At 59.7% G+C, this 20,287-nt stretch carries 16 protein-coding genes; 8 read left to right on the top strand and 8 right to left on the bottom strand.

Annotated features, from left to right (window positions below; genetic code table 11):
• Positions 1–61 precede the first annotated feature (61 nt).
• Together HMPREF1287_RS06810 and HMPREF1287_RS06815 are read right to left on the bottom strand one after the other, a co-directional pair.
• Positions 62–1,462: an FtsX-like permease family protein gene (locus HMPREF1287_RS06810; RefSeq protein WP_023017997.1), complete on the bottom strand. Its 1,401-nt coding sequence runs from the start codon at positions 1,460–1,462 to the stop codon at positions 62–64.
• The gene (locus tag HMPREF1287_RS06815) at positions 1,459–2,145 is read right to left on the bottom strand and encodes an ABC transporter ATP-binding protein (protein ID WP_034654474.1); all 687 of its coding nucleotides are present in this window, start codon (positions 2,143–2,145) and stop codon (positions 1,459–1,461) included. Before HMPREF1287_RS06815 ends, HMPREF1287_RS06810 begins: the two co-directional genes overlap by 4 nt.
• Between HMPREF1287_RS06815 and HMPREF1287_RS06820 the strand changes: the two genes are divergently transcribed.
• From HMPREF1287_RS06820 to HMPREF1287_RS06855, 7 genes are all read left to right on the top strand, one after another.
• Entirely contained in the window at positions 2,144–2,953 is an 810-nt protein-coding gene (locus tag HMPREF1287_RS06820) for a sensor histidine kinase (protein WP_232218826.1), read from the top strand. The two genes, HMPREF1287_RS06815 and HMPREF1287_RS06820, sit on opposite strands and share 2 nt — an antisense overlap.
• Complete coding sequence (locus HMPREF1287_RS06825) at positions 2,950–3,618, top strand: response regulator transcription factor (protein ID WP_023018000.1); 669 nt, start codon at positions 2,950–2,952, stop codon at positions 3,616–3,618. The genes HMPREF1287_RS06820 and HMPREF1287_RS06825 overlap by 4 nt, the downstream gene beginning before the upstream one ends.
• Before the next feature lie 24 nt (positions 3,619–3,642).
• Positions 3,643–3,939 carry a rhodanese-like domain-containing protein gene (locus HMPREF1287_RS06830; protein ID WP_023018001.1) on the top strand — a complete coding sequence of 99 codons (297 nt, stop codon included), beginning with the start codon at positions 3,643–3,645 and terminating at the stop codon, positions 3,937–3,939.
• Between the two features lie 37 nt (positions 3,940–3,976).
• Positions 3,977–4,435: a MarR family winged helix-turn-helix transcriptional regulator gene (locus tag HMPREF1287_RS06835; protein ID WP_005284892.1), complete on the top strand. Its 459-nt coding sequence runs from the start codon at positions 3,977–3,979 to the stop codon at positions 4,433–4,435.
• 2 nt (positions 4,436–4,437) lie between these two features.
• Positions 4,438–8,346, top strand: a complete 3,909-nt coding sequence (locus tag HMPREF1287_RS06840) for a Pls/PosA family non-ribosomal peptide synthetase (RefSeq protein WP_023018002.1) — start codon at positions 4,438–4,440, stop codon at positions 8,344–8,346.
• A gap of 767 nt (positions 8,347–9,113) precedes the next feature.
• The gene (locus HMPREF1287_RS11940) at positions 9,114–9,911 is read left to right on the top strand and encodes a HipA family kinase (protein WP_023018003.1); all 798 of its coding nucleotides are present in this window, start codon (positions 9,114–9,116) and stop codon (positions 9,909–9,911) included.
• A 1-nt stretch (position 9,912) separates the two neighbouring features.
• Positions 9,913–10,773, top strand: coding sequence for a hypothetical protein (locus HMPREF1287_RS06855; protein ID WP_023018004.1), 861 nt, complete (start codon positions 9,913–9,915; stop codon positions 10,771–10,773).
• Between the two features lie 287 nt (positions 10,774–11,060).
• On the opposite strand, the gene HMPREF1287_RS06860 is transcribed toward HMPREF1287_RS06855, so the two are convergent.
• From HMPREF1287_RS06860 to HMPREF1287_RS06880, 6 genes are all read right to left on the bottom strand, one after another.
• Entirely contained in the window at positions 11,061–12,209 is a 1,149-nt protein-coding gene (locus tag HMPREF1287_RS06860; RefSeq protein WP_023018006.1) for an alpha/beta hydrolase, read from the bottom strand.
• Between the two features lie 252 nt (positions 12,210–12,461).
• Positions 12,462–13,361: a polyphosphate kinase 2 gene (ppk2, locus tag HMPREF1287_RS06865; RefSeq protein WP_023018007.1), complete on the bottom strand. Its 900-nt coding sequence runs from the start codon at positions 13,359–13,361 to the stop codon at positions 12,462–12,464.
• Between the two features lie 158 nt (positions 13,362–13,519).
• Complete coding sequence (locus HMPREF1287_RS12785; protein WP_005279473.1) at positions 13,520–13,645, bottom strand: hypothetical protein; 126 nt, start codon at positions 13,643–13,645, stop codon at positions 13,520–13,522.
• 24 nt (positions 13,646–13,669) lie between these two features.
• On the bottom strand, positions 13,670–13,849 hold the full coding sequence (locus tag HMPREF1287_RS06870) for a hypothetical protein (RefSeq protein ID WP_005279472.1): 180 nt from the start codon (positions 13,847–13,849) through the stop codon (positions 13,670–13,672).
• Between the two features lie 729 nt (positions 13,850–14,578).
• Positions 14,579–16,222: a chaperonin GroEL gene (groL, locus tag HMPREF1287_RS06875; RefSeq protein WP_005279471.1), complete on the bottom strand. Its 1,644-nt coding sequence runs from the start codon at positions 16,220–16,222 to the stop codon at positions 14,579–14,581.
• Between the two features lie 292 nt (positions 16,223–16,514).
• Positions 16,515–18,530, bottom strand: coding sequence for an OPT family oligopeptide transporter (locus tag HMPREF1287_RS06880; RefSeq protein WP_023018008.1), 2,016 nt, complete (start codon positions 18,528–18,530; stop codon positions 16,515–16,517).
• 179 nt (positions 18,531–18,709) lie between these two features.
• Between HMPREF1287_RS06880 and HMPREF1287_RS06885 the strand changes: the two genes are divergently transcribed.
• Positions 18,710–20,077 carry a dipeptidase gene (locus HMPREF1287_RS06885; protein ID WP_023018009.1) on the top strand — a complete coding sequence of 456 codons (1,368 nt, stop codon included), beginning with the start codon at positions 18,710–18,712 and terminating at the stop codon, positions 20,075–20,077.
• The last annotated feature ends 210 nt before the right edge of the window (positions 20,078–20,287 follow it).

The following is a 20,287-nucleotide window of genomic DNA, read 5'->3' on the forward strand; positions in this document are numbered from 1 at the left end:
CCAGAGTCTGGGCCAGGGCCAAAACCCCAGAACCACAGCCCGGCGCGCCCGAGGAAACCGGCTATTCCTTGCGGCGGCCACTGCGGAGAACGTGACCGCGCAGGGGCTCGACGAGCGCGATGGCGAGGAAGGTCACCGCCCAGCCCACGGCGAGGAAGCTGAAGGAAATGAGGAGCCGTTCGGCGAGGTCGACGCCTTCGTCCCAGACGATGCTCAAGAACATTGTGCCGGCGATGCCGGCACCGAAGAGGAAACCGAAGATACTGAGCGCGACGATGGGTCCCATCACGGCGAGGGTGTTCGCGCGGAATTGGAAGCGGCGCGGCACGCCCATCAGGTCAAGGGAGCGAATGAGTTCTTTGTCCTCGAAGGCGGACGATACTTGGCCGAGGAAGATGGACATGCTGGTCAGCGCGAAGCCGAAGAGCAAGGTCAGGACGACCCCGGTGGAGACGTCTCGGAACACGATGCCCGTTTCTTGTTCTTCTTTCAGAGCGGTGGCAAGCGCATCGGTGCCATTGGGCGAGCCCATCAGGAAGCCGGCGAGGAAGCCGAAGAAGCCGATGGCCGCGCTTTGCCGCCAGGCGCGGCGGGCGTTGGCGCCCACGCGCTGGCAGGCTACGAGGTGCGCGGTGCCGGGGAGCAAAGCCAAAAGGCGCGCGCCGAGTTGCAGGAGGTAGGGCGCGACCAGGTTGATGCTCATGATCACCGCGAAGAGCGGGACGACCATGGAGATTTCGGGGGTACCGGATTGGCCTTTGAGCAGGACACCGCCGACGATGACGATGAGGAGGAAGGCGATGAGGCGCCACCATCGGAAAGCGGCGGGCATCTGGCGTTTAGCCACGCCGAGGGGGCTGACGCGCACGCGCCACATGCCAGCAAGGGCCGCGGCGAGGGCGAGGAGGAAAAGGACTGCGGCCACCGCGAGGTATCCCCACCAGGGCAGGATGATTTCCTCGAAGGCGACGGGGCGGTCCTGGAATTTCACGTGCGTGAAGACGGGGGCGATGAGCACGCTGATGAGCCAGCCCAGCACGATGCCGATGAGGGCTTGGATGCCGGTCTCCACGGCGGCCATGCGCTCAACTTGGTGGGAGCTTAGGCCCAAAAGGCGGAGGGTGGACAGGCGCTGTTCCCGGCCGGAGGCGCCGAGGACGGCGGCCTGCGCGGTCAGGTTAAAGAGTGCGGGAACGATAAACGCGCAGGCCATGAGCGCGAGGACGAACCAGGGTAAGAAGTAGTTTTCCGGGTTTTCGCCGGCGGCGGCGCGCAGGGCGGGCACGGCGTCTTCTGGGTGATGAACGCGCTGCCAGAACATCCAGGTGCCGCCGGCGACGAGAAAGGCGATGGCAGAACCCAGCGTCAGGCTCACGATGGCCAGCACGCTGACGATGCCCGCACCGGAGCGGGCACGGACGGATTCGCGCTGGAGGCCGAGGACTAGGGTCGCGGTGTTCATGGCTGCACCCCCAGGCGGCGGTCATCGTGAATGATGCCGTCGCGGATTTCCACGCGGCGCTGCATCCAGTCCGCCACCTTGGGGTCATGGGTGACCATGACCAGGCTGGCGCCGGATTGGCGCACGGTGGTGGTCAGCATCTGCATGACCTCGTGGCCGGTGGCTTGGTCGAGGGCACCGGTGGGTTCATCGGCAAAGACGACGCCGGGGTTGGCCACGAGGGCGCGGGCGATGGTCACGCGCTGGGCCTGGCCGCCGGAGACTTGGGCGGGGCGGCGGTCCGCAAGGTCGCCGAGCCCCAGCTGGTCGAGCAGCGACAGCGCCTTCGAACGGGCCGCGCGCCGGCCCAGCCCGTTGAGCATCGCGGGCAGCGCCACATTGTCCAGGTTGGTCAGTTCCGGCAAAAGCTGGCCGTCTTGGAAGACGAAGCCGAAGTGGCGGAGGCGGGTGCGGGAGCGGGCGGCATCGGAAAGCGTGGAGATGTTTTCGTTACCAAAGCGGACGCTGCCGTCGGTGGGCGTGAGCACGCCGGACATGCAGTGCAGCAGCGTGGATTTGCCGGAGCCGGAGGGCCCCATGATGGCGACGAGCTCGCCCGGGGTGATGTCCAGGGTGATGCCGGCCAGCACGGGGCCGCCGCCGAAGTCCTTCGTGATGTCGTGGAGAGAAAGTGTCTGTGTCATGCTGTTCATTTCACCGTGCCGGGCGCGCTATTCCTACAGCGCTAAGGATACTTTCCGGGTAGTGCTAGCTTTACCCCTGCCTGGGGCGCGCGCGATTAGGCTTGGGGGCGTGATTTTCAGCAAGAAGCAGGCCACCAGCAATGAGGAGCGGCAGGCGCGGGTCATCGCGGAGCTGACGGCCTCGCGCCGCGCGATTGCGGATGCCTACGAGGTAGAACGCGCCCGCATCGAGCGCGATCTGCACGATGGCGCGCAGCAATATTTGGTGGCGGCAAGCATGAAGCTGGGCGAGGCCCTGCTGGATGCCACCGGGGCCGAGGCCGAGCTGCTGGAGGCCGCGAAGCGGGACGTGGACCGCGGCCTGCGTTCGCTGCGCGCGACGGTGCACGGCATTCACCCACAGGTCCTCCAGGATCACGGTTTGGTGGCCGCGCTTGCCGATGCCGCCTCCGCCCACGGCCCCCACGTCAGCGTCTACGCCCCACACCCGTTGCCGCGGCTTTCCGCCAGCGTGCTGGCCTGCGGGTATTTCTTCGGCACCGAGGCGCTGACCAATGCCGCGAAGCACGCGCCCGGCGCGCCGGTTTCGGTGCTCATCACCTCGGATGCGGCGCTGCGTATTTCGGTTGTGGATGAGGGCCCGGGCGGAGCGCAGGTGGAGCCGGGGCGCGGGCTGGCCGGCATGGCCGAGCGGCTCGCAGCCTTTGGCGGGGAGCTGTCGCTGTCCTCGCCGGAGGGAGGCCCAACGCGGGTAAGGTGCACGATTCCGCTCCTTTTGGAGCGCGGGCAGACGGGAGTATCAGCATGAATGAATTGAGGATTGTGATTGCGGATGACTCCGCGATCCTGCGCGAGGGCCTTGCCGGGCTCTTGGAGCGCCGCGGCCACGAGGTCGTGGGCAGGGCGGGAACGGCGGTGGAGCTGGAGGGGGTCATCGGCAAGCTGAGTGCCCAGTTGCCGGATGTGGTGATAACGGATGTGCGCATGCCGCCGGAGATGGGCGATGATGGGCTGAAGGCGGCGGTGGCGCTGCGCCGGGCTTATCCGGGCCTGCCGGTGATGGTGTTATCGCAGTACGTGGCGCCGGCGTATGCGGTGGCACTGTTTGATTCCCCGGATGCGGGCACCGGGTACCTGCTTAAGGATCGCGTCTCTGAGGTGCGCGATTTCCTGGCCAGCCTGGAGGTGGTGGCCCAGGGCGGCACGGTCATCGATCCGACGGTGGCGCAGGCACTGATGCGCTCTGGGCGCAGCGGACTGGGCGAGCTCAGCCCGCGCGAGCGCGAGGTCTTAGAGCTGATGTCGCGCGGGAAGTCCAATAAGGACATCGCCACCGAGCTGGTGCTCTCGAATGCCGCGGTGGCCAAGCACGTCTCCAATATCTTTACCAAGCTGCGCCTGGACCCCAGCGAGGATAACCGCCGCGTAAAAGCGATCTTGCAGTACCTGTCCGCGGCCACCTACGGCGGCTAGCGCGTGGCACGTAGACTGCGGGGTATGCAAAACGTACAGCCAACCGAAGTTCCCGCAGGCGCGCAGCTTATCGATGTGCGCGAAAACGACGAATGGGCCACCGTGCACGCGCAGGGTGCCACCCATATTCCCATGAGTGAGATAACGGGTCGCATCCAGGAAATAGACCCGGACCGCGATATTTATGTAATCTGCCACTCGGGCGGGCGCAGCGCGCAGGTCTGCCAGTACCTGGAACACGCCCTGGGCTGGGATGTTATTAATGTCGAGGGCGGCACCAGCCAGTGGGAGGCGGATGGCCTGCCGGTTATCCGCAATTAATTGGCCTTTACCCATCTTTTAAGATTATGATGATGGTATGTCTTCCACTAATAATTCCGGCATACCCACCTCCCTGCTCGAATCCCCGTCCTTCCAGCTAGAGCGCCTGCGCCGCCGCACCCGCGATGGCGTCGAGGCGGCCCTGCAGACTAAGCAGACCACCATCCGCGAATTCTGGGTGCTTACCTGCCTCGTCGAAGCGGATGCCGCCTCCCAGTCCTTCCTGTCTGAGACCTTGGCCATCGACGCCTCCGATATGGTGCGGCTTATTGATGCCCTCGAGGACCGCGGCTGGGCCAAGCGCGAGCGCGATCCCAAGGACCGCCGCCGCCAAATCGTCGCGTGCACCAAGAAGGGCACCAAGACCCACAAGGACCTGGCGGAGCTCGTCGCCAACGCCGAGGATGACGCGCTCGACGTATCCACCAATAAGCAGCTCAAGCACCTGCGCAAGCTGGCCAAGGCCATCATCGCCGCGGACGAGGACGAGGCATAAGGATGGACGAACCAGAAGAGTGTAGTAGACCTAGCGTCCCGCAGCAGTACCTCCTGCGCGATCTGGCCCCGCGCCCGCGCACGTTGTGGGACATCATTACCACCACGGCTGAGATTCACCCGGAAGCGGCCGCGCTTGACGATGGCGAAATCATCACCTACGCCGAACTCGTCCACGAGGTCCAACTGTGGGCCGCGGAGCTGCACGTCAATGGAGTGCGGCGGGGCGATCGCATCGGCATCCGGATGACTTCCGGCAAGCGGGATCTTTACCTCGCCATCTTGTCCACCCTGGCCGCCGGCGCGGCCTACGTGCCGGTGGACGCGGACGATCCGGATGAGCGCGCGGAGATGGTCTTCGGCGAGGCCGACATCGACGGCCTCTTTAGCGATGACGGCTTCCGCTTCCTGCGCGAACACCCGCGCCACGCGGCAGAGGGCGTCGAGACCCCGCGGCCAGAAGATACCGCGTGGATCATCTTTACCTCCGGATCCACGGGCAAGCCGAAGGGCGTGGCCGTAAGCCACCGCTCGGCGGCCGCCTTCGTGGACGCGGAGGCCAGCCTCTTCCTCATCGATCATCCCCACGGCCCGCTCGGCCCGGAAGACCGCGTGCTGGCTGGTCTATCCGTCGCCTTCGACGCCTCTTGCGAGGAAATGTGGCTGGCCTGGGGCCACGGCGGCTGCCTTGTCCCAGCGCCGCGATCCTTGGTGCGCTCCGGCATGGACTTGGGCCCATGGCTCATTCGCCGCGATATCACCGTCGTGTCCACGGTCCCCACCCTGGCTGGGCTGTGGCCGGCCGAGGCGCTGGATAATATCCGCCTGCTTATCGTCGGCGGCGAAGCCTGTTCCCAAGACTTGGTGGACCGCTTGGCCACCGAGGACCGCGAGATGTGGAATACCTACGGCCCCACGGAGGCCACCGTCGTCGCCTGTGCGCAACGGATGATTCCAGGGCGCGCGGTTTCGATCGGTTTGCCGCTGAATGGGTGGGATTTGGTGGTCATCGATAAGCAGGGCCGCCCGGTAGCCCTGGGTGAAACCGGTGAATTGGTCATCGGTGGCGTGGGCCTGGCAAGCTACCTGGATCCGGAAAAGGACGCGGAGAAATACGCACCACTGGAGTCCATGGGTTGGCAGCGCGCCTACCGCACCGGCGACCACGTGCGCTTGGAAGAAGATGGCCTGTACTTCGTGGGCCGCGTGGACGACCAGGTAAAAATCGGCGGGCGCCGCATCGAGCTGGGCGAGGTCGACGCGAACGTCGCCGCGCTGGATAACGTCTATAATTCCGCCGTGGCCGTGCAAAAGACCCCAGGCGGCGAGTCCGTGCTGGTGGGCTATGTCTCGCTGGACGATGAATCGCGCGGCTTTAACCACGGTGTAGCCCACGAGCGCCTGGCCGAAACCATGCCGGCCGCCCTGGTCCCGCGCATCTGCGTGATGGATGAGCTGCCCGTGCGCACCTCTGGCAAGGTGGATAAGAAGGCGCTGCCGTGGCCGCTGCCCGGCGTCGGCGTGGCATCGACCACGCTGACTGAAACCGAAAAGTGGCTGGCAGAACTCTGGGTCGAGACCCTCGGCATATCGGTGGAAGACGAAAACGCCGATTTCTTCGACCTTGGCGGAACCTCCCTAGCCGCAGCGACGCTAGTAGGCCACATTCGCGAGCGCTACCCCACCGTGGCCGTGCGCGATCTTTATGACCACCCGCGGCTCGGCTCACTCGCGGAGCTCATCGCCGGTGCGGAACCGCGGCCCACCGCGGAACAGCAGGCACCGCTGCGCGAGGTCACCCCGGTGGGTACTAAGACCAGGTTGGTACAAACGCTCATTCAACTTCCCGCCATGGCCTTGACTGCCACGAGCTGGCTGGCTTGGCTCATGCTGGGCTCTACCGCAGCCTCCGCGCTGGGCGTGGAGTGGGCGCAGTCCTTTCCGTGGTGGGCGGTCATCGCGCTCGTCCTTATCTTTGCCACACCGCTGGGGCGCATCCCCCTCGGCGGCTTTGGCGCGCGCCTGATTACCGCGGGCATCACGCCTGGCGATTACCCACGCGGTGGGTCTACCCACCTGCGCATCTGGGCCGCTGAACGATGGGCCGATGCCTCCGGTTCGCGCTCCATTGCGGGTGCTACCTGGGTCAATAACTATGCCCGCGCCCTAGGGGTAAAAATGAAGCGCGGGGTGGATCTACACTCTCTACCGCCGGTAACGGGCCTGCTCACCTTGGGCAAGCACGCCGCAGTGGAACCGGAGGTCGATCTCACCGGCTACTGGCTCGACGGCGACGTGCTCCACGTCGGCGCCATCGATATCAAGGAAGGCGCCCGCGTGGGCGCGCGCTCCACGCTGCTGCCCGGCACCGTGGTGGGCAAGTACGCCCACGTGGAGGCGGGTTCCACCGTCACCGGCCGCAAGAAGATCAAGGACGGCCAGCGCTGGTCCGGTTCACCCGCCAAGAAGGTGGGCCGCTCCAAGCACCGCTTCCCATCTAAGCCGCCCAAGCGCCGCCCCTGGTGGGTGGCCATTTATGGTGCTACCTCCCTCTTCTTGGCAGCCCAGCCGCTTATCGCGCTTGTCATTGCCGCAATCGTGGATCTGGTGCTGGTTCACGCCACGTCTGGCAATCGCTATATCGGCACAGTCCTCTTCGCTCCCCTCGCGGCGCTCGTGGCCTTCGCCACCTATATGCTGCAGACCTGGCTGGGGGTGCGCGTGCTGTCTATCGGGATATCGCCGGGCGTAAACCCGGTGCGCTCTGCAGCCGGCTGGCGCCTATGGGCCATCGAGCGCCTCATGGATGAGGCCCGCACGCAGCTCTTCCCGCTGTACGCCTCGCAGCTCACCCCGCGGTGGCTGCGCGCCTTGGGTGCGCGCATTGGCAAGGACGTGGAGATTTCCACCGCCGTGATGATCCCCGCGCTCACGGACGTCAAAGACGGCGCCTTCCTTGCCGATGACACCATGATCGGCGGCTACGAGCTCGGCGGCGGCTGGATTCACTCCGGCGAGGCCAAGGTGGGCAAGCGCTCCTTCGTGGGCAACTCCGGCATCACCGCACCTGGGCGCAAGCTTTCCAAGAACTCGCTGGTCGCCGTGCTGTCCTCCACCCCGAAGAAGACCAAGTCCGGCGCCAACTGGTGGGGCTCCCCGCCAGAGCGCATGCGGCGTGTTGCCGCGCAGGTCGATGCCCCCGCCGAGTCCGCCGAGGCCCTGACCTATAACCCGGGTTTTAAGCTCAAGGCCGCCCGCGGCATCGTGGAGACCATGCGCCTGCTCGCGCCGATGTTCTCGGCCATGCTGCTCGCCGCCACCCTGGGGACGCTGTATTACCTGCTTGCCGATGTCGGCTTCCCCACCACCTGGGCCCTTTCCGGCCTCGTGCTCATGGCGATGGGCGCTATCGCCATGGCTGTGACCATCGCCGTGAAGTGGATCTGCGTGGGCACCCACAGCGCGGCCGACCACCCGCTGTGGAGCGCCTTCGTCTGGCTCAACGAGTTGCAAGACACCTTCGTAGAGGTCGTCGCCGCCCCGTGGTTCTTCCAGCACACCTACGGCACAGGAGAGATCAACCTGGGTCTGCGGGGGCTGGGCGTGGACATTGGCAAGGGCGCCTGGATCGATTCCTATTGGTTCCCCGAAACCGATCTCTGCCACGTCGGTGCCGGCGCCTCCGTGGGCCCTGGCACCGTGGTGCAGACCCACCTATTCCAAGACCGCGTGATGAGCCTGGATACCGTCACCATCGAGGCCGGCTCCACGCTCGCCTCCCACTCGGTGGCGCTACCCGCCTCGCTCATTGGTAAGTCCAGCACCGTCGGCCCCGGCTCGCTGGTCATGCGCGGTGACCGCGTCCCCGCCAATGCCACCTGGCAGGGCAACCCCATTGAGCCGTGGGGATAGCCCACACCTCAAGCCGGGGTTCTTTTAAGGGCGAGGTCAAAACACTTCGAATAGGAGTAAAATTAATCTTGCGCCGAGACTTGGGTGAAACCCCACCACCTCGACGCATGGCTGCGGATAACATCCGCTATCCCAAATGAGCGCATTGTTAGCAATTGCGCATACAAACTTGATTGGCCTTCTTTGCACTTCAGACGCAGAGGAGGCCAATCTTTTTATTTCTGGCCGAAGGTAAGGATTAAACAACAGATTTTGTGAGCTAAGGAGCAGGCGTGTACCGAGCTTTCGACGTAAACACTGTTCATCCTGTCTGAATAGTGTCAGTAAATGAACTTGTGGCTTCTTCATCTCGCCTTTTTGATCCCACGGTATGGCTATGTCTTTGATACACGGTGAGCTGGTTAATCGTTCCGGTTCCTACAAACCAACTACGATGTCCTATTTGCGGTTTGCACATAAAGAAGGTGGACAAGTTCCAAAAGCAATGCCAGATGACGGGACAATTTCACCAAGTGAGAAAACTTCAGTGCACGCTAACGAGTTGACCACCGCCGCCCCAGGATTTCCGAGCTTTCTTCCGCTGCAAGGCATCTACGACATCGCTGACACCATGCCCGCCAGCAAGGGGAAATTCCAAAACAAGACCAGACTGTTCAACAGGTTCAGAGACCTGCTTCACGTTTCTAGTGTCCGATGCGAATCAAAATGGAGCTGATGTAGTCTCAACTACTAGTAATGTCCGTTTGAATCTACAACATAGGTGTCGTATGGCAACGGTGATTAAAATTGATAACAGGCAAGTTATCCAAAAGGATGACCGCCTCGTCGTGAAACTGCCTAGAAGGGTAGCCCCATCCAATATGAGACCTTTCCTTGCCGTGGCATCCGACGATAATTTGTATTGGTGTAAGGAAATACAGAATCCCGATGGCTATGAGTCAATTATCAACGAAATTGTTGGTTCAGAAATAGGAAAAGTCATCGGCGCACCAGTGCGAGATTGGAAAATATTACAGGTTCCAGCAGAATTGGACAGGGCACGCGTTGAGAAATCCAAGACCTTACACAAGGGGCCCGTATTCGGCACGCTCGATATTCACGAAGGTGAAGTCGATCTGATGGATCGTGGTATTAGTTTCATCGATTGCGATGGAAATTATCAGAGAGTCCCTAAACTCATCGCTCTTTGGCTTCTGTGCAACGCCCAAGATCTGCAAGTTATTTTTGACCATTCAGATGAGTCTAGAGTCTACTCCATTGACCATGGACTTTGGTTCGGATCAGAACAACAAATGTGGGAACTAGCTCCAGCTGACATGAGGGCGGGTCAGGTCGATTTGCCAGGATTAACTATGCCCATTCCGGCAGCGGAATGGGATAAAGCTATCGAAAAAGTAGAAGACTTAAGTCTAGGGGCTTTTTCGGACATTATGAGCGTATTCCCAAACGAGTGGTCTGTGAAACCAGAGGAAGTTGATCAGTTGCTTAAATACGCAATTGGAAGGAAACCGTACACAATTAAGCGATTAACCGATCTGAAAAAGCGGCAAGAAAGAAGAGCCTAAAATGAAAATCAAGTATTGGACCGTCCAATTTCGGCCACACCCTGTAGGCTTAACTGTGTACGGAATCGCGGTTGTTGCTCATGACCCAGTCACTGGAAAATTTGCCTACAAAAAGGTCACTAATCAAACTCTCAATATTCCGAAACATCAAGGACAAGAGTCAGCACAAAGCCTCTTGGATGTTTTCCTAGGAAGTATAGACGCACTTCAGGCCCAATCAAATACACTCGAAATCTCCGAAAGGTTAGATTTAGGTGCATATTTAAACTGGTCCTCCCGGAACTTCAATAACGCTCTACTAGTCGAGGGTCCTTTCGATGTTGAGGATTCATCTTTAGAAGCTGCGTTGGATCTCTTGTGGAGATTTCTACTGGAGCCACAGCGAATAGAAGGTTCCCGAAAGAAGAAAAGCATAGTTAAAGAGATAGCTCTATGCGAGTATCGAAAGAAGCCATTGCTAGCGGAAAAAGTCTACGCTAAAGCTAGGCTCAAATCCTCTGGCCGCGAAAAGAAAATGGATATAGTCGTTAGCGACAGTGACAACGTGTATGAGCTTGGTTCCGCTTTTAACTTCAACGCGACTCCAGATGCCAACAAGCAAAATGCGACTGACTCTTGGACATATCGTATTTCTGAGTTACGGAGAAGGGGTGGTCGTCTAAGCCTTTTAGGAAAAGAAGATTCCATTGAGGTTAGATCCGATGTCCCTGTTGTCGCACTCTATTATCCACCAAATGAAGGCAGGGAGCGAGAATATTTCGAGGAATGTAAAAAAGATTGGAAACGACTGGAAGTTGAAGCGATTCCAATAAAAAAAGTTGCATCACACGCAGACGCTTTAGCCCAGAGACTAGCTGGGTAAATTATCAAATCCTATCCTATAATTTACTCGGCCATAAATTATGCCTCCAACTTAGTGTTGGAGGCGTTTGCTGCTTTTATGATTCTCTTCTCCAACGTAGGCAACGCATTTACCACTTACCCTATTCGCTCGTTCAAGGGGGAGCCCAAGGCCACATTGTTAACTGAAAGACCCCTCCTCAGCCAAGCCGCTGAACGGTTGACCATCACGAGGAGGGGAATACGAAAATAAGGTTATCCGGGCCAAGCAGCTTAAGCAACCGCTTGTAGCCCGGCCCACCCTAGCTTCTATACATGGCGGTCCAGCCAGTCCACAACGGTATCGAGGGCCTGATCAGCGGCTGGCTCGTTAAATACCTCGTGCTTCTGGCCCTCCCAGTTGATGTATTCCACATCATCAGAGGAAATGGAATTGTACCAGTCTTGGGAGAAGTACGGCGGAACAATGCCGTCCTTGGTGCCGTGCATGATAAGGGTCGGCGCGGTGAACAGGTCCGCATTGACGGCATCAAAGGTAGCAATAGCACCCAGCTGCAGCGCGGTACCGGCGCTGGTCTTTTGCGCGATGAGCGGGCTGGTAGCGTACTCGTCCTTGACGGCCTGGCTGGTAGAAATGCCCTCCGTGAAGGGGTTCGACAGCATAACCTTCTTGGAAAGCTCCGGCGACTGCGCACCAATGTGGGTCCGGTGCGGGATCAGGTTCTGCGCGTAGTTGGCGTTAAAGCTGGTGATATCCGCCAGCGGCAAGCGCTCGAACAGGGTGGGGTCGAGCTGCTTTTGCACCTCAGAAATCTCTTCTGGCGTGATGGTCTGTCCGGTTGCCTTCTTGCCGGACAGGTTCAACGGCGCACCGCCACCGTTGGTGATGATGCCATCGACCTTGCCAGGCTCACGGATGCCATACGCCTGCACGGTCAGCGAGCCCATGGAGTGGCCCAACAGGAAGGTCTTTACATCGGGGTGCTCGCCCTTGGCTATATCGACGACGCGGTCGAAGTCATTGAGGATGTACTGGAAGTTATCAATATGTCCCAGCGGCGTACTGCCGGACGCAGACTTGCCGTGTCCACGGTGGTCCAGGCGGTAGACATTGTATCCAGCATCCAGCAGGCGCTTAGCCACGTAGTCATAGCGACCAGAGTGTTCAGAGACACCGTGTGCCAACACGACATTGCCGCGCGGCTTTTCTACCAACTGTTTGCGGTAGTAAATCTTCACGCCTTCGCCATCGTGGCTATCAAAATAGCCGTCTTCATCGGCGATCTGTTTATCAGACACCGTCGAGCGGCCAAGCACGTCGGTCTTATCGGCTGCTGCCTCAGCGGCTGGTTCGCCGCCACCGGCAAATGCGGTAGCAGTAAGCGTTCCCGATACTGCAATCGGTGCCATGGATACAGCGGTAGCGGTAGCCAAGACGCACAGTTTCTTCCTTATCATGTACATACTCCTTAGATGTGGGTTATACCACGCATACGGGCAAGATGACTCTTAGGTCACCCTAATAGTAGTTTCCCGGGGAACGTAACTCAAAAAGTTTTTATTTATAGCTACAGATTCCCTAATAAATATCCGTATAAGTCAGGTCCTCGCCACAGCTACGATTCAGCCGTAAAAACCACAGACACAGCAAAGCGGGAAGACCGATTATTACGTTCTTCCCGCTACAAAAGGCGCTAAGACTTAAAGCTACTAATCACCAATCTGGTCGCGCCCACGCTTAACAATGTTCGAGTCCGGCTCCCCTACCAACTCATGATCCTTGTTGGTGTACTCGAACTTCGAGAGCACATAGCGCATCGCGTTGACGCGTGCACGCTTCTTGTCATTGGACTTGATGGTAATCCACGGCGATTCTTCCGTATCCGTATAGCGGAACTGCTCTTCCTTCGCGCGCGTGTAGTCATCCCACTTATCCAGGGAAGCCAGGTCCATTGGCGAAAGCTTCCACTGGCGCACTGGGTCAATCTGGCGGATGGCAAAGCGCGTGCGCTGTTCCTTCCTAGTAACCGAGAACCACAGCTTGGTCAGCGAGATACCCGATCCTAAGAGCATATTTTCTAGCATGGGGACCTCACGCAGGAACTCTGCGTGCTGGGACTCTGTACAAAAGCCCATGACCCGTTCCACGCCGGAACGGTTGTACCAGGAGCGGTCAAAGAATACGATCTCTCCTGCGGCGGGAAAATGCTCGATATAGCGCTGGAAGTACCACGACGTGGATTCGCGCGGTGACGGCTTCTCCAAAGCCACGGTGCGCGCACCACGGGGGTTCAGGTGCTCATTAAAGCGCTTGATAGTGCCACCCTTGCCGGCAGCATCACGGCCCTCAAATAGGATGATATGGCGCTGACCGGTTTCCTTAGTCCAGTTCTGCCATTTCAAAAGCTCAATCTGCAACGAGCGCTTAATAGTGTCGTATTCATCACGCGTCATGCGCTCGTCATAAGGATAATTCTCACGCCACGTCTCCACGGGAGAACCATCCGGCATGATCAGCGACGGATCGTCTTCATCCGCTCCATCGACGACAAAGCCGTCCGTCTTTGCAAGGTCAATCTCAGGGAGTTCGTCGTCTTTAATATCAGCCATGCACTTAGTGTAACCCGTTCGATGGCTTCTAGCGCGCCAAAAGGCAACGCCGCCCCTGCATACAGGTATATAAAACAGAAAACGAAAAATGACCTGCCCCAAACGGGACAGGTCATTCTACTTCAGGAGCTTTATAAGCTCACTTTAGAAGGCTGTTCTTACTGGAACATGCCGAGCAGCTTGGAAGCAGCGTCAGCGATGTTCAAGAACGGTTCGAACGCCTTGTAGATAGCCTCACCGAAGGTGTAGAGGTTAGAAGCAAAGGAAGAAAGTTGCTCTTGCATTGTGTCTCCTTAAAAAGAATTAAATTAGAATTCGTATACGTTCTGGTGGCTGGAACCAGCGAAGAGCGGGAAGTTGGAGCTTACCGCACCGAAGCTCTCCTTACCAGTGGTGACGAGGGAGTGAACAGCCTCGACAATGTTGTGCCACTGGGTCCAAGTGGTAACGAAGTTGTCCAGGTGCATCTGGATGGTGGAGAGATCCATAATTGAACTCCTAAAGTATGTCCGAAGCTTTCTGCCCCGGAGGGGTTTGCAGTTTGCAGACACCCTCAGTGGGCGTCACAAGAGATATTTTGGCACAACTTCGATTGAAAGCAAGTCCACTTCGCGGAAAATTTTCGCCTTTTTCGACTTGCACTGAAATGGTCCTGTTTTTTATATAGATACGCGATGGAATTTATGACGTCCAGACAAAGCTGTGAGCTGCGGTTTTAGTATTCCCGCACCGCGATTTAGTTAATTTCGGGTGAACACTGTAACACCCGAGGGTGCAAATACCGATATACATAACTCTCTAATGTCTGTAGACGCAGCCAAAATTTTCTTGCGCCTATCGCCCGCTCCAGTACCCACATCGGGGGGGTATTGTGACGTATGTGGCTGATGTTATCAGGTAAGGGGACACTTATTTAGCCTCAGTCACCTAGTTTTCGGCGCTCCATGAAGAAGCTGTCATGACTCAAGAAAGACGCCAATGACTAGCATTTTCGTCGTTTATGCCGCGATTCAACGAAATTTCATCGTTGCAGTAACACGACAAGCGCACAGAATGCCTTAGACACGCCGAAGCGCCCCACCATTGTGCGGTATATGCACATTGAAGGGGCGCATTGACACTTACCGTGCCTCCGCTAAGGCCTTGACACGTATACCTCTTATATCGCCTGAGAGGCGTATATAAGGGCTATACGGCAGGCTTTCTAGGCTCTTAGCCTAGAAGCCCATGCCGCCCATAGCGTCAGCGTCAGGCATAGCGTTATTGGAGCCGGCAGGCTCTGGCTTATCAGCCACAACGGCCTCGGTGGTCAGGAACAGTGCAGCAATGGATGCAGCGTTCTGCAGTGCGGAGCGGGTGACCTTAACCGGGTCGTTGATGCCGGATTCCATGAGGTTGACGTACTCACCGGTGGCGGCATTGAGGCCCTCGCCGGCGGGCAGGCCGGAGACTTTGTCGGCCACGACGCCAGGCTCGAGGCCAGCGTTGTGAGCGATCTGCTTCAGCGGTGCAGACAGTGCCTCGCGGACGATCTTTACACCGGTTGCCTCATCGCCTTCGGCCTCGATGGAGTCAAGAACGGAAGCGGCCTGCAGCAGGGCAACGCCACCGCCGGCAACGATGCCTTCTTCCACGGCTGCCTTGGCGTTACGCACGGCATCCTCGATGCGGTGCTTGCGCTCCTTGAGCTCAACCTCGGTGGCGGCACCGACCTTGAGCACGGCCACGCCGCCGGAGAGCTTAGCCAGGCGCTCCTGCAGCTTCTCGCGGTCGTAATCGGAATCGGAGTTCTCGATCTCGGCGCGGATCTGCTTGATGCGGCCATCGATCTGCTCCTGGGTGCCAGCGCCCTGGACGATGGTGGTCTCATCCTTGGTCACAACGACCTTGCGTGCCTGGCCCAGGTACTCGAGCTCGGCGGTCTCAAGGGAGAGGCCGACCTCTTCGGAGATGACCTGGCCGCCGGTCAGGATGGCCATGTCCTGCAGGGTAGCCTTGCGCCGGTCACCGAAGCCCGGAGCCTTCACAGCAACGGACTTGAAGGTGCCGCGGATCTTGTTGACCACGAGGGTGGACAGGGCTTCGCCCTCAACATCCTCAGCAATGATCAGCAGCGGCTTGCCGGACTGCATGACCTTCTCCAGCAGCGGGACGAGGTCCTTGATATTGGAGATCTTGGAGGAAACCAGCAGGATGTACGGATCCTCCAGGACTGCCTCCTGGCGCTCCATATCGGTGGCGAAGTAGCCGGAGATGTAGCCCTTATCAAAACGCATGCCCTCGGTAACCTCGAGGTCTACGCCGAAGGTATTGGACTCTTCCACGGTGATAACGGAGTCCTTGTTTACGGAACCGTTGCCCACGGTGTACATAGCCTCGGCGATCTTCTCACCGATTGCTGGGTCCGCAGCGGAAATGCCAGCGGTGGTAGCGATCTGCTCCTGGGTTTCTACTTCCTTAGCGGAAGACAGCAGGGAGTCCACAACCTTCTTGGTTGCGGTCTCGATGCCGCGCTTGATGCCCATGGGGTTGGAACCAGCGGCTACGTTGCGCAAGCCCTCGCGGACGAGTGCCTGTGCCAAAACGGTTGCGGTGGTGGTGCCGTCGCCGGCGACGTCATCGGTCTTCTTGGCAACTTCCTTGACCAGCTCGGCGCCGATCTTCTCGTAAGCATCCTCGAGTTCGATTTCGCGAGCGATGGAAACGCCGTCATTAGTAATGGTCGGTGCGCCCCAGGACTTTTCCAGGACGACGTTGCGGCCCTTGGGGCCGAGGGTGACCTTGACTGCGTCAGCCAGAGTATTCAGGCCGCGCTCAAGGCCGCGGCGGGCCTCTTCATCAAAAGCGATAATCTTTGCCATAGTGTTTGTGCTCCTTGGATTTATTGAGGACGACACTCACGTCTTTCTCGCTGCGGACGCCCGCGACGGCATGGCTGGTGAGTGTGGACCAACCTCAACCACAACGATGGAGATTTATCTAGCACTCATTCTGTGCGAGTGCTAACGACTATTCTGGCACTCTCCTACCCCGACTGCAAGGTGCAACGCGCTTGCCTCTAGCGATCTGGCACCTCCCGCAGAGGCACCAGATGCATGCGTACATATCCGTATATATAAGGAGTGACCCGATGAGGGCCACGCGTAAACGGGACTAGCGATTGTCCGCTCGGGCCTTGTCAGGGGTCTCGGTCTGCTCAGGGGCTTGCACCTTGCGCGCGGTCCAGCGGTAGATGAAGCTGAGCGCGGCGATAAATAGCACGATGCCGAGCACCGTCGCGGAAGTACCGCCGGAAAAGACCTCCAGCGGGCTATCCCCGCCGGAAGCGGCGATGATGGCGGCGTTGACCACACCGAAGAGGGACTCGCCCACGATGAGGCCGGTGGCCAACAGCGTGCCCATGCGCTTGGCAAACTCCGGGCGGGATTGCCGTGCGGCCCACTTGTTATAGAAGGTACCCAAGATAGCGCCGATGGGAATGACGATGGTTAGTGCTGCGGGTAGGTACATGCCCATGCCGGCGGCCAGCGGAGACAACGAGCCCTTGGAGGTGAACTTGTGCAGGCACTCGTCCACGATAATGAGGACGGCGCCAATTCCCATGCCGGTAAAGATAAGGCTCCAGTTCAGCGAGTTTTCAAAAATGCCGGAGGCCACCGAGGACATCAGGGCGGCCTGTGGGGCGGCAAGGGCATCCTCGCCGGCACCTTCCATGCCCTGGAAGCCGAAGCCGGTGAGCATGAGCTGCAAAATGGGCGGGATGACTAGGGAGCCGAAGACCACGCCTATGATCAGCGCCACCTGCTGTTTCCACGGGGTAGCGCCAACCAGCTGGCCGGTCTTTAAATCCTGCAGGTTGTCATTGGAGATGGTGGCGATGCCAAAGACAATGGCGGCGGTAAATAGCGTATAGGCCACCAGGGAGAGCGGCTCTGCGCTGGTGCCGCGGGTTACGGCCGCGATAACCAGCGAGGCGGTAAGCACAGCGATGACACCGATGGAAGAAATGGGCGAATTAGACGCACCAATCAAGCCGGCCATGTAACCACAGACGGAGGCGATGATCAGGCCGACAAGCAGGGTAAAGAGTACGGAGACGGTAATGAGCACCACCATGTGGTCATGGATATCGGTACCCTGCACGAAGTCCCAGAGCAAGAGCGCGATGGGAACCATCAGCACCACGATGGTGGTTACCACATAAGGGAAGGGAATATCGCGCTCGGTGACATCGACCGTGCCGCCGGATTTGCGGGTCCGCGATGAGGCCAAGGACTGGCGGATGCCCACGGTAATCGGCCCGGCGATCTTGATGAGCGTCCAGATGGCGGCAATGGCCATGGTGCCCACGCCGATGAAGCGGATGTCATCGGCGAAGGTGGTATCGACGACATCGGCAAGCGCGGCAGCAGGCCCCACATCACCCGTGGTGCGGATGGGCAGCAAGACGAAGTAGGAGATGACCACGCCGACCAGCATCGCAATACCCACCGGCAGGCCCACCAGGTGGCCGACGCCAATGAGAGCGGTGGACAGGCTCGCGCCCAGCGTGGTGGCACCGGAGCCGAGCTTGAAATAGGTAGAAACCTCAGCGGCCGCGGCCTTCATCGAGGTCAATAGTGCCATCGCGGCGGAGACCAAGCCGCCGACGACGATAACGCGCAAGCCCTTGGCATTCTCCCCGTGACTGGCGCCATCGCCAGTCTCATCGCCGACCCGGAGGACCTCCGCGGCGGCAACGCCTTCCGGATAAGGGAGATCGGAGCCGGTGACCAGCGCGCGGCGCAGCGGGATGGAATACATCACGCCCAGCACTCCGCCGATGATGCAGACCCCTGCGGTTTTGAAAAATCCGAAGCCCTGCCAATAGCCCACCATGACCAGGCCGGGCAGGACGAAGATGATGGCGGACAACGTGCCTGCGGCCGAGGCAATGGTCTGCACGATGTTGTTTTCTTTGATGTTGTGCCCGGTAAACCGACGCAGCACCGCCATAGAAATCACGGCGGCGGGAATAGAGGTGGCAAACGTCAGGCCCACCTTCAGGCCCAGGTAGACGTTGGCGGCGGTAAAAATGAGGGTAATCAGGCCACCGATGATGACTCCGCGCAGGGTCAACTCGGGCAGACTGGCCTGCGAACCGGCGGCGGGAGCTTGCGTAGACGCCATGCCAGGTCCTTTCTAGTATTGCTTCACTGTTTTTAATCTCAACCATCTTCGCGTCGGCCACCGGAAGGTACCTGGCGGGAAGATGGGGAAAATTCTAGGCCACCGCCGCCCCGTGTACCTATTCCATTTAATTTATGGCTTACTTTATGGCCCGCGCACGGCAGGGTACCGTAGGGTGCATGACAAATATCATTGACAGCGTACGCAGTGACCGCAACACCATCTTCCGCCAGCTCAGCGAGCTCGTGGCATTCAATTCCGTCCACAATGAGCCAGGCTTGGAAGACCAGGCCCAGGGTGCTAGCCAGTGGGTAAAGGCCGCGCTGGAAGAGGCCGGGGCAACGGTAGAAACCATCACCACTGCGGATGGTTCCACCGCCATTCTGGGCGAGCGCAAGGGTGAGGAGGGCGCCAAGACCGTCCTGTTGTACTCGCACTACGATGTCGTGCCCGCCGGAGACCGCACGGCGTGGGAGTCCGATCCCTTCACCCTGACCGAGCGCGCCGATGCCGAGGGCACCACCCGCTGGTACGGCCGCGGCGCGGCGGACTGCAAGGGCAATGTGGCCATGCACCTGGCGGCCCTGCGTGCACTGGAGGCCAATGGCGGCACCAAGGTGAACCTGAAGTACCTCATCGAAGGCTCTGAAGAGCGCGGCGGCGAAGGCCTGTCCCAGCTCATCAAGGACCGCCCAGAGCTTTTCGCTGCCGATGCCATCCTGATCGCGGATGCCGGCAATGCCGCCGTGGGCCAACCCACCTTGACCACCTCCCTGCGCGGCGGTGCGCAGATTGAGGTTGAGGTCAATACCCTGGCCGCACCTGTGCACTCCGGCCAATTCGGCGGCGCGGCCCCGGATGCGGTGAAGGCGCTGATGCGCACGCTGGATTCGCTCACGGATGAGTACGGCCGCACCACCATCGATGGCGTGGATACCAGCGCCCACTGGCAGGGCCAGGAATACCCGGCCGAGGCCTTCCGCGGCGATGCGCAGCTGCTCGAGGGCACCGAGATCATGGGGTCCAAGGACCCAGAGGGCGCTACCCCGGTGGCGGATATGGTGTGGTCCCGCCCGGCCATTTCCGTAACCGGCTTTACCTCTACCCCGGTGGCTGAGGCCGTCAACGCCGTTCCCGCTACCGCGGCGGCCAAGCTGAATCTGCGCGTTCCAGCAGGCACCGATGCCCGCGCCATCGGCGAGGCCGTCTGCGAGCACGTGAAGAACCACGCCCCGTGGGGCGCGCACGTCAAGGCTGAGGTCGTGGAGGCCAATGCCGGTTTCTCTACCGACCCGGAAAAGCCCGCCGTGGCACTATTGGGACAGTGCCTCTCCGAGGCCTACGGCAAGGACACCGCGGCACAGGGCATGGGCGGTTCCATCCCGCTAACCACCGAGCTGCAGGAGGCACACCCCAACGCGGAAATCGCCCTCTACGGCGTGGAAGAGCCCAAGTGCACCATCCACTCCGCCAATGAGTCCGTCGATCCCACCGAGATCGAGCACGTCGCCGCCGCAGAGGCTCTTTTCTTGCAGCGCTACGCTTAAAAAGCGCGCAACGGCGGCATATAATACTGTGCACGAAAAGTAATCTTTCGAAGTTGTGGAAAAACCGGTAAACTTTTGACGAGTTGACCCCGTTTCCGGCCACGCTACTTGCACAAGTGGGACAGTTCGCACTCGGCCGAGTGCGAACTGTCTTGGCGTGTATATGCTCCCGGCGCATATGCCCCACGCACCACGGCACCGAGGGTCTGA

This window comes from Corynebacterium sp. KPL1986, assembly GCF_000477975.1.
Lineage (GTDB): Bacteria > Actinomycetota > Actinomycetes > Mycobacteriales > Mycobacteriaceae > Corynebacterium > Corynebacterium accolens.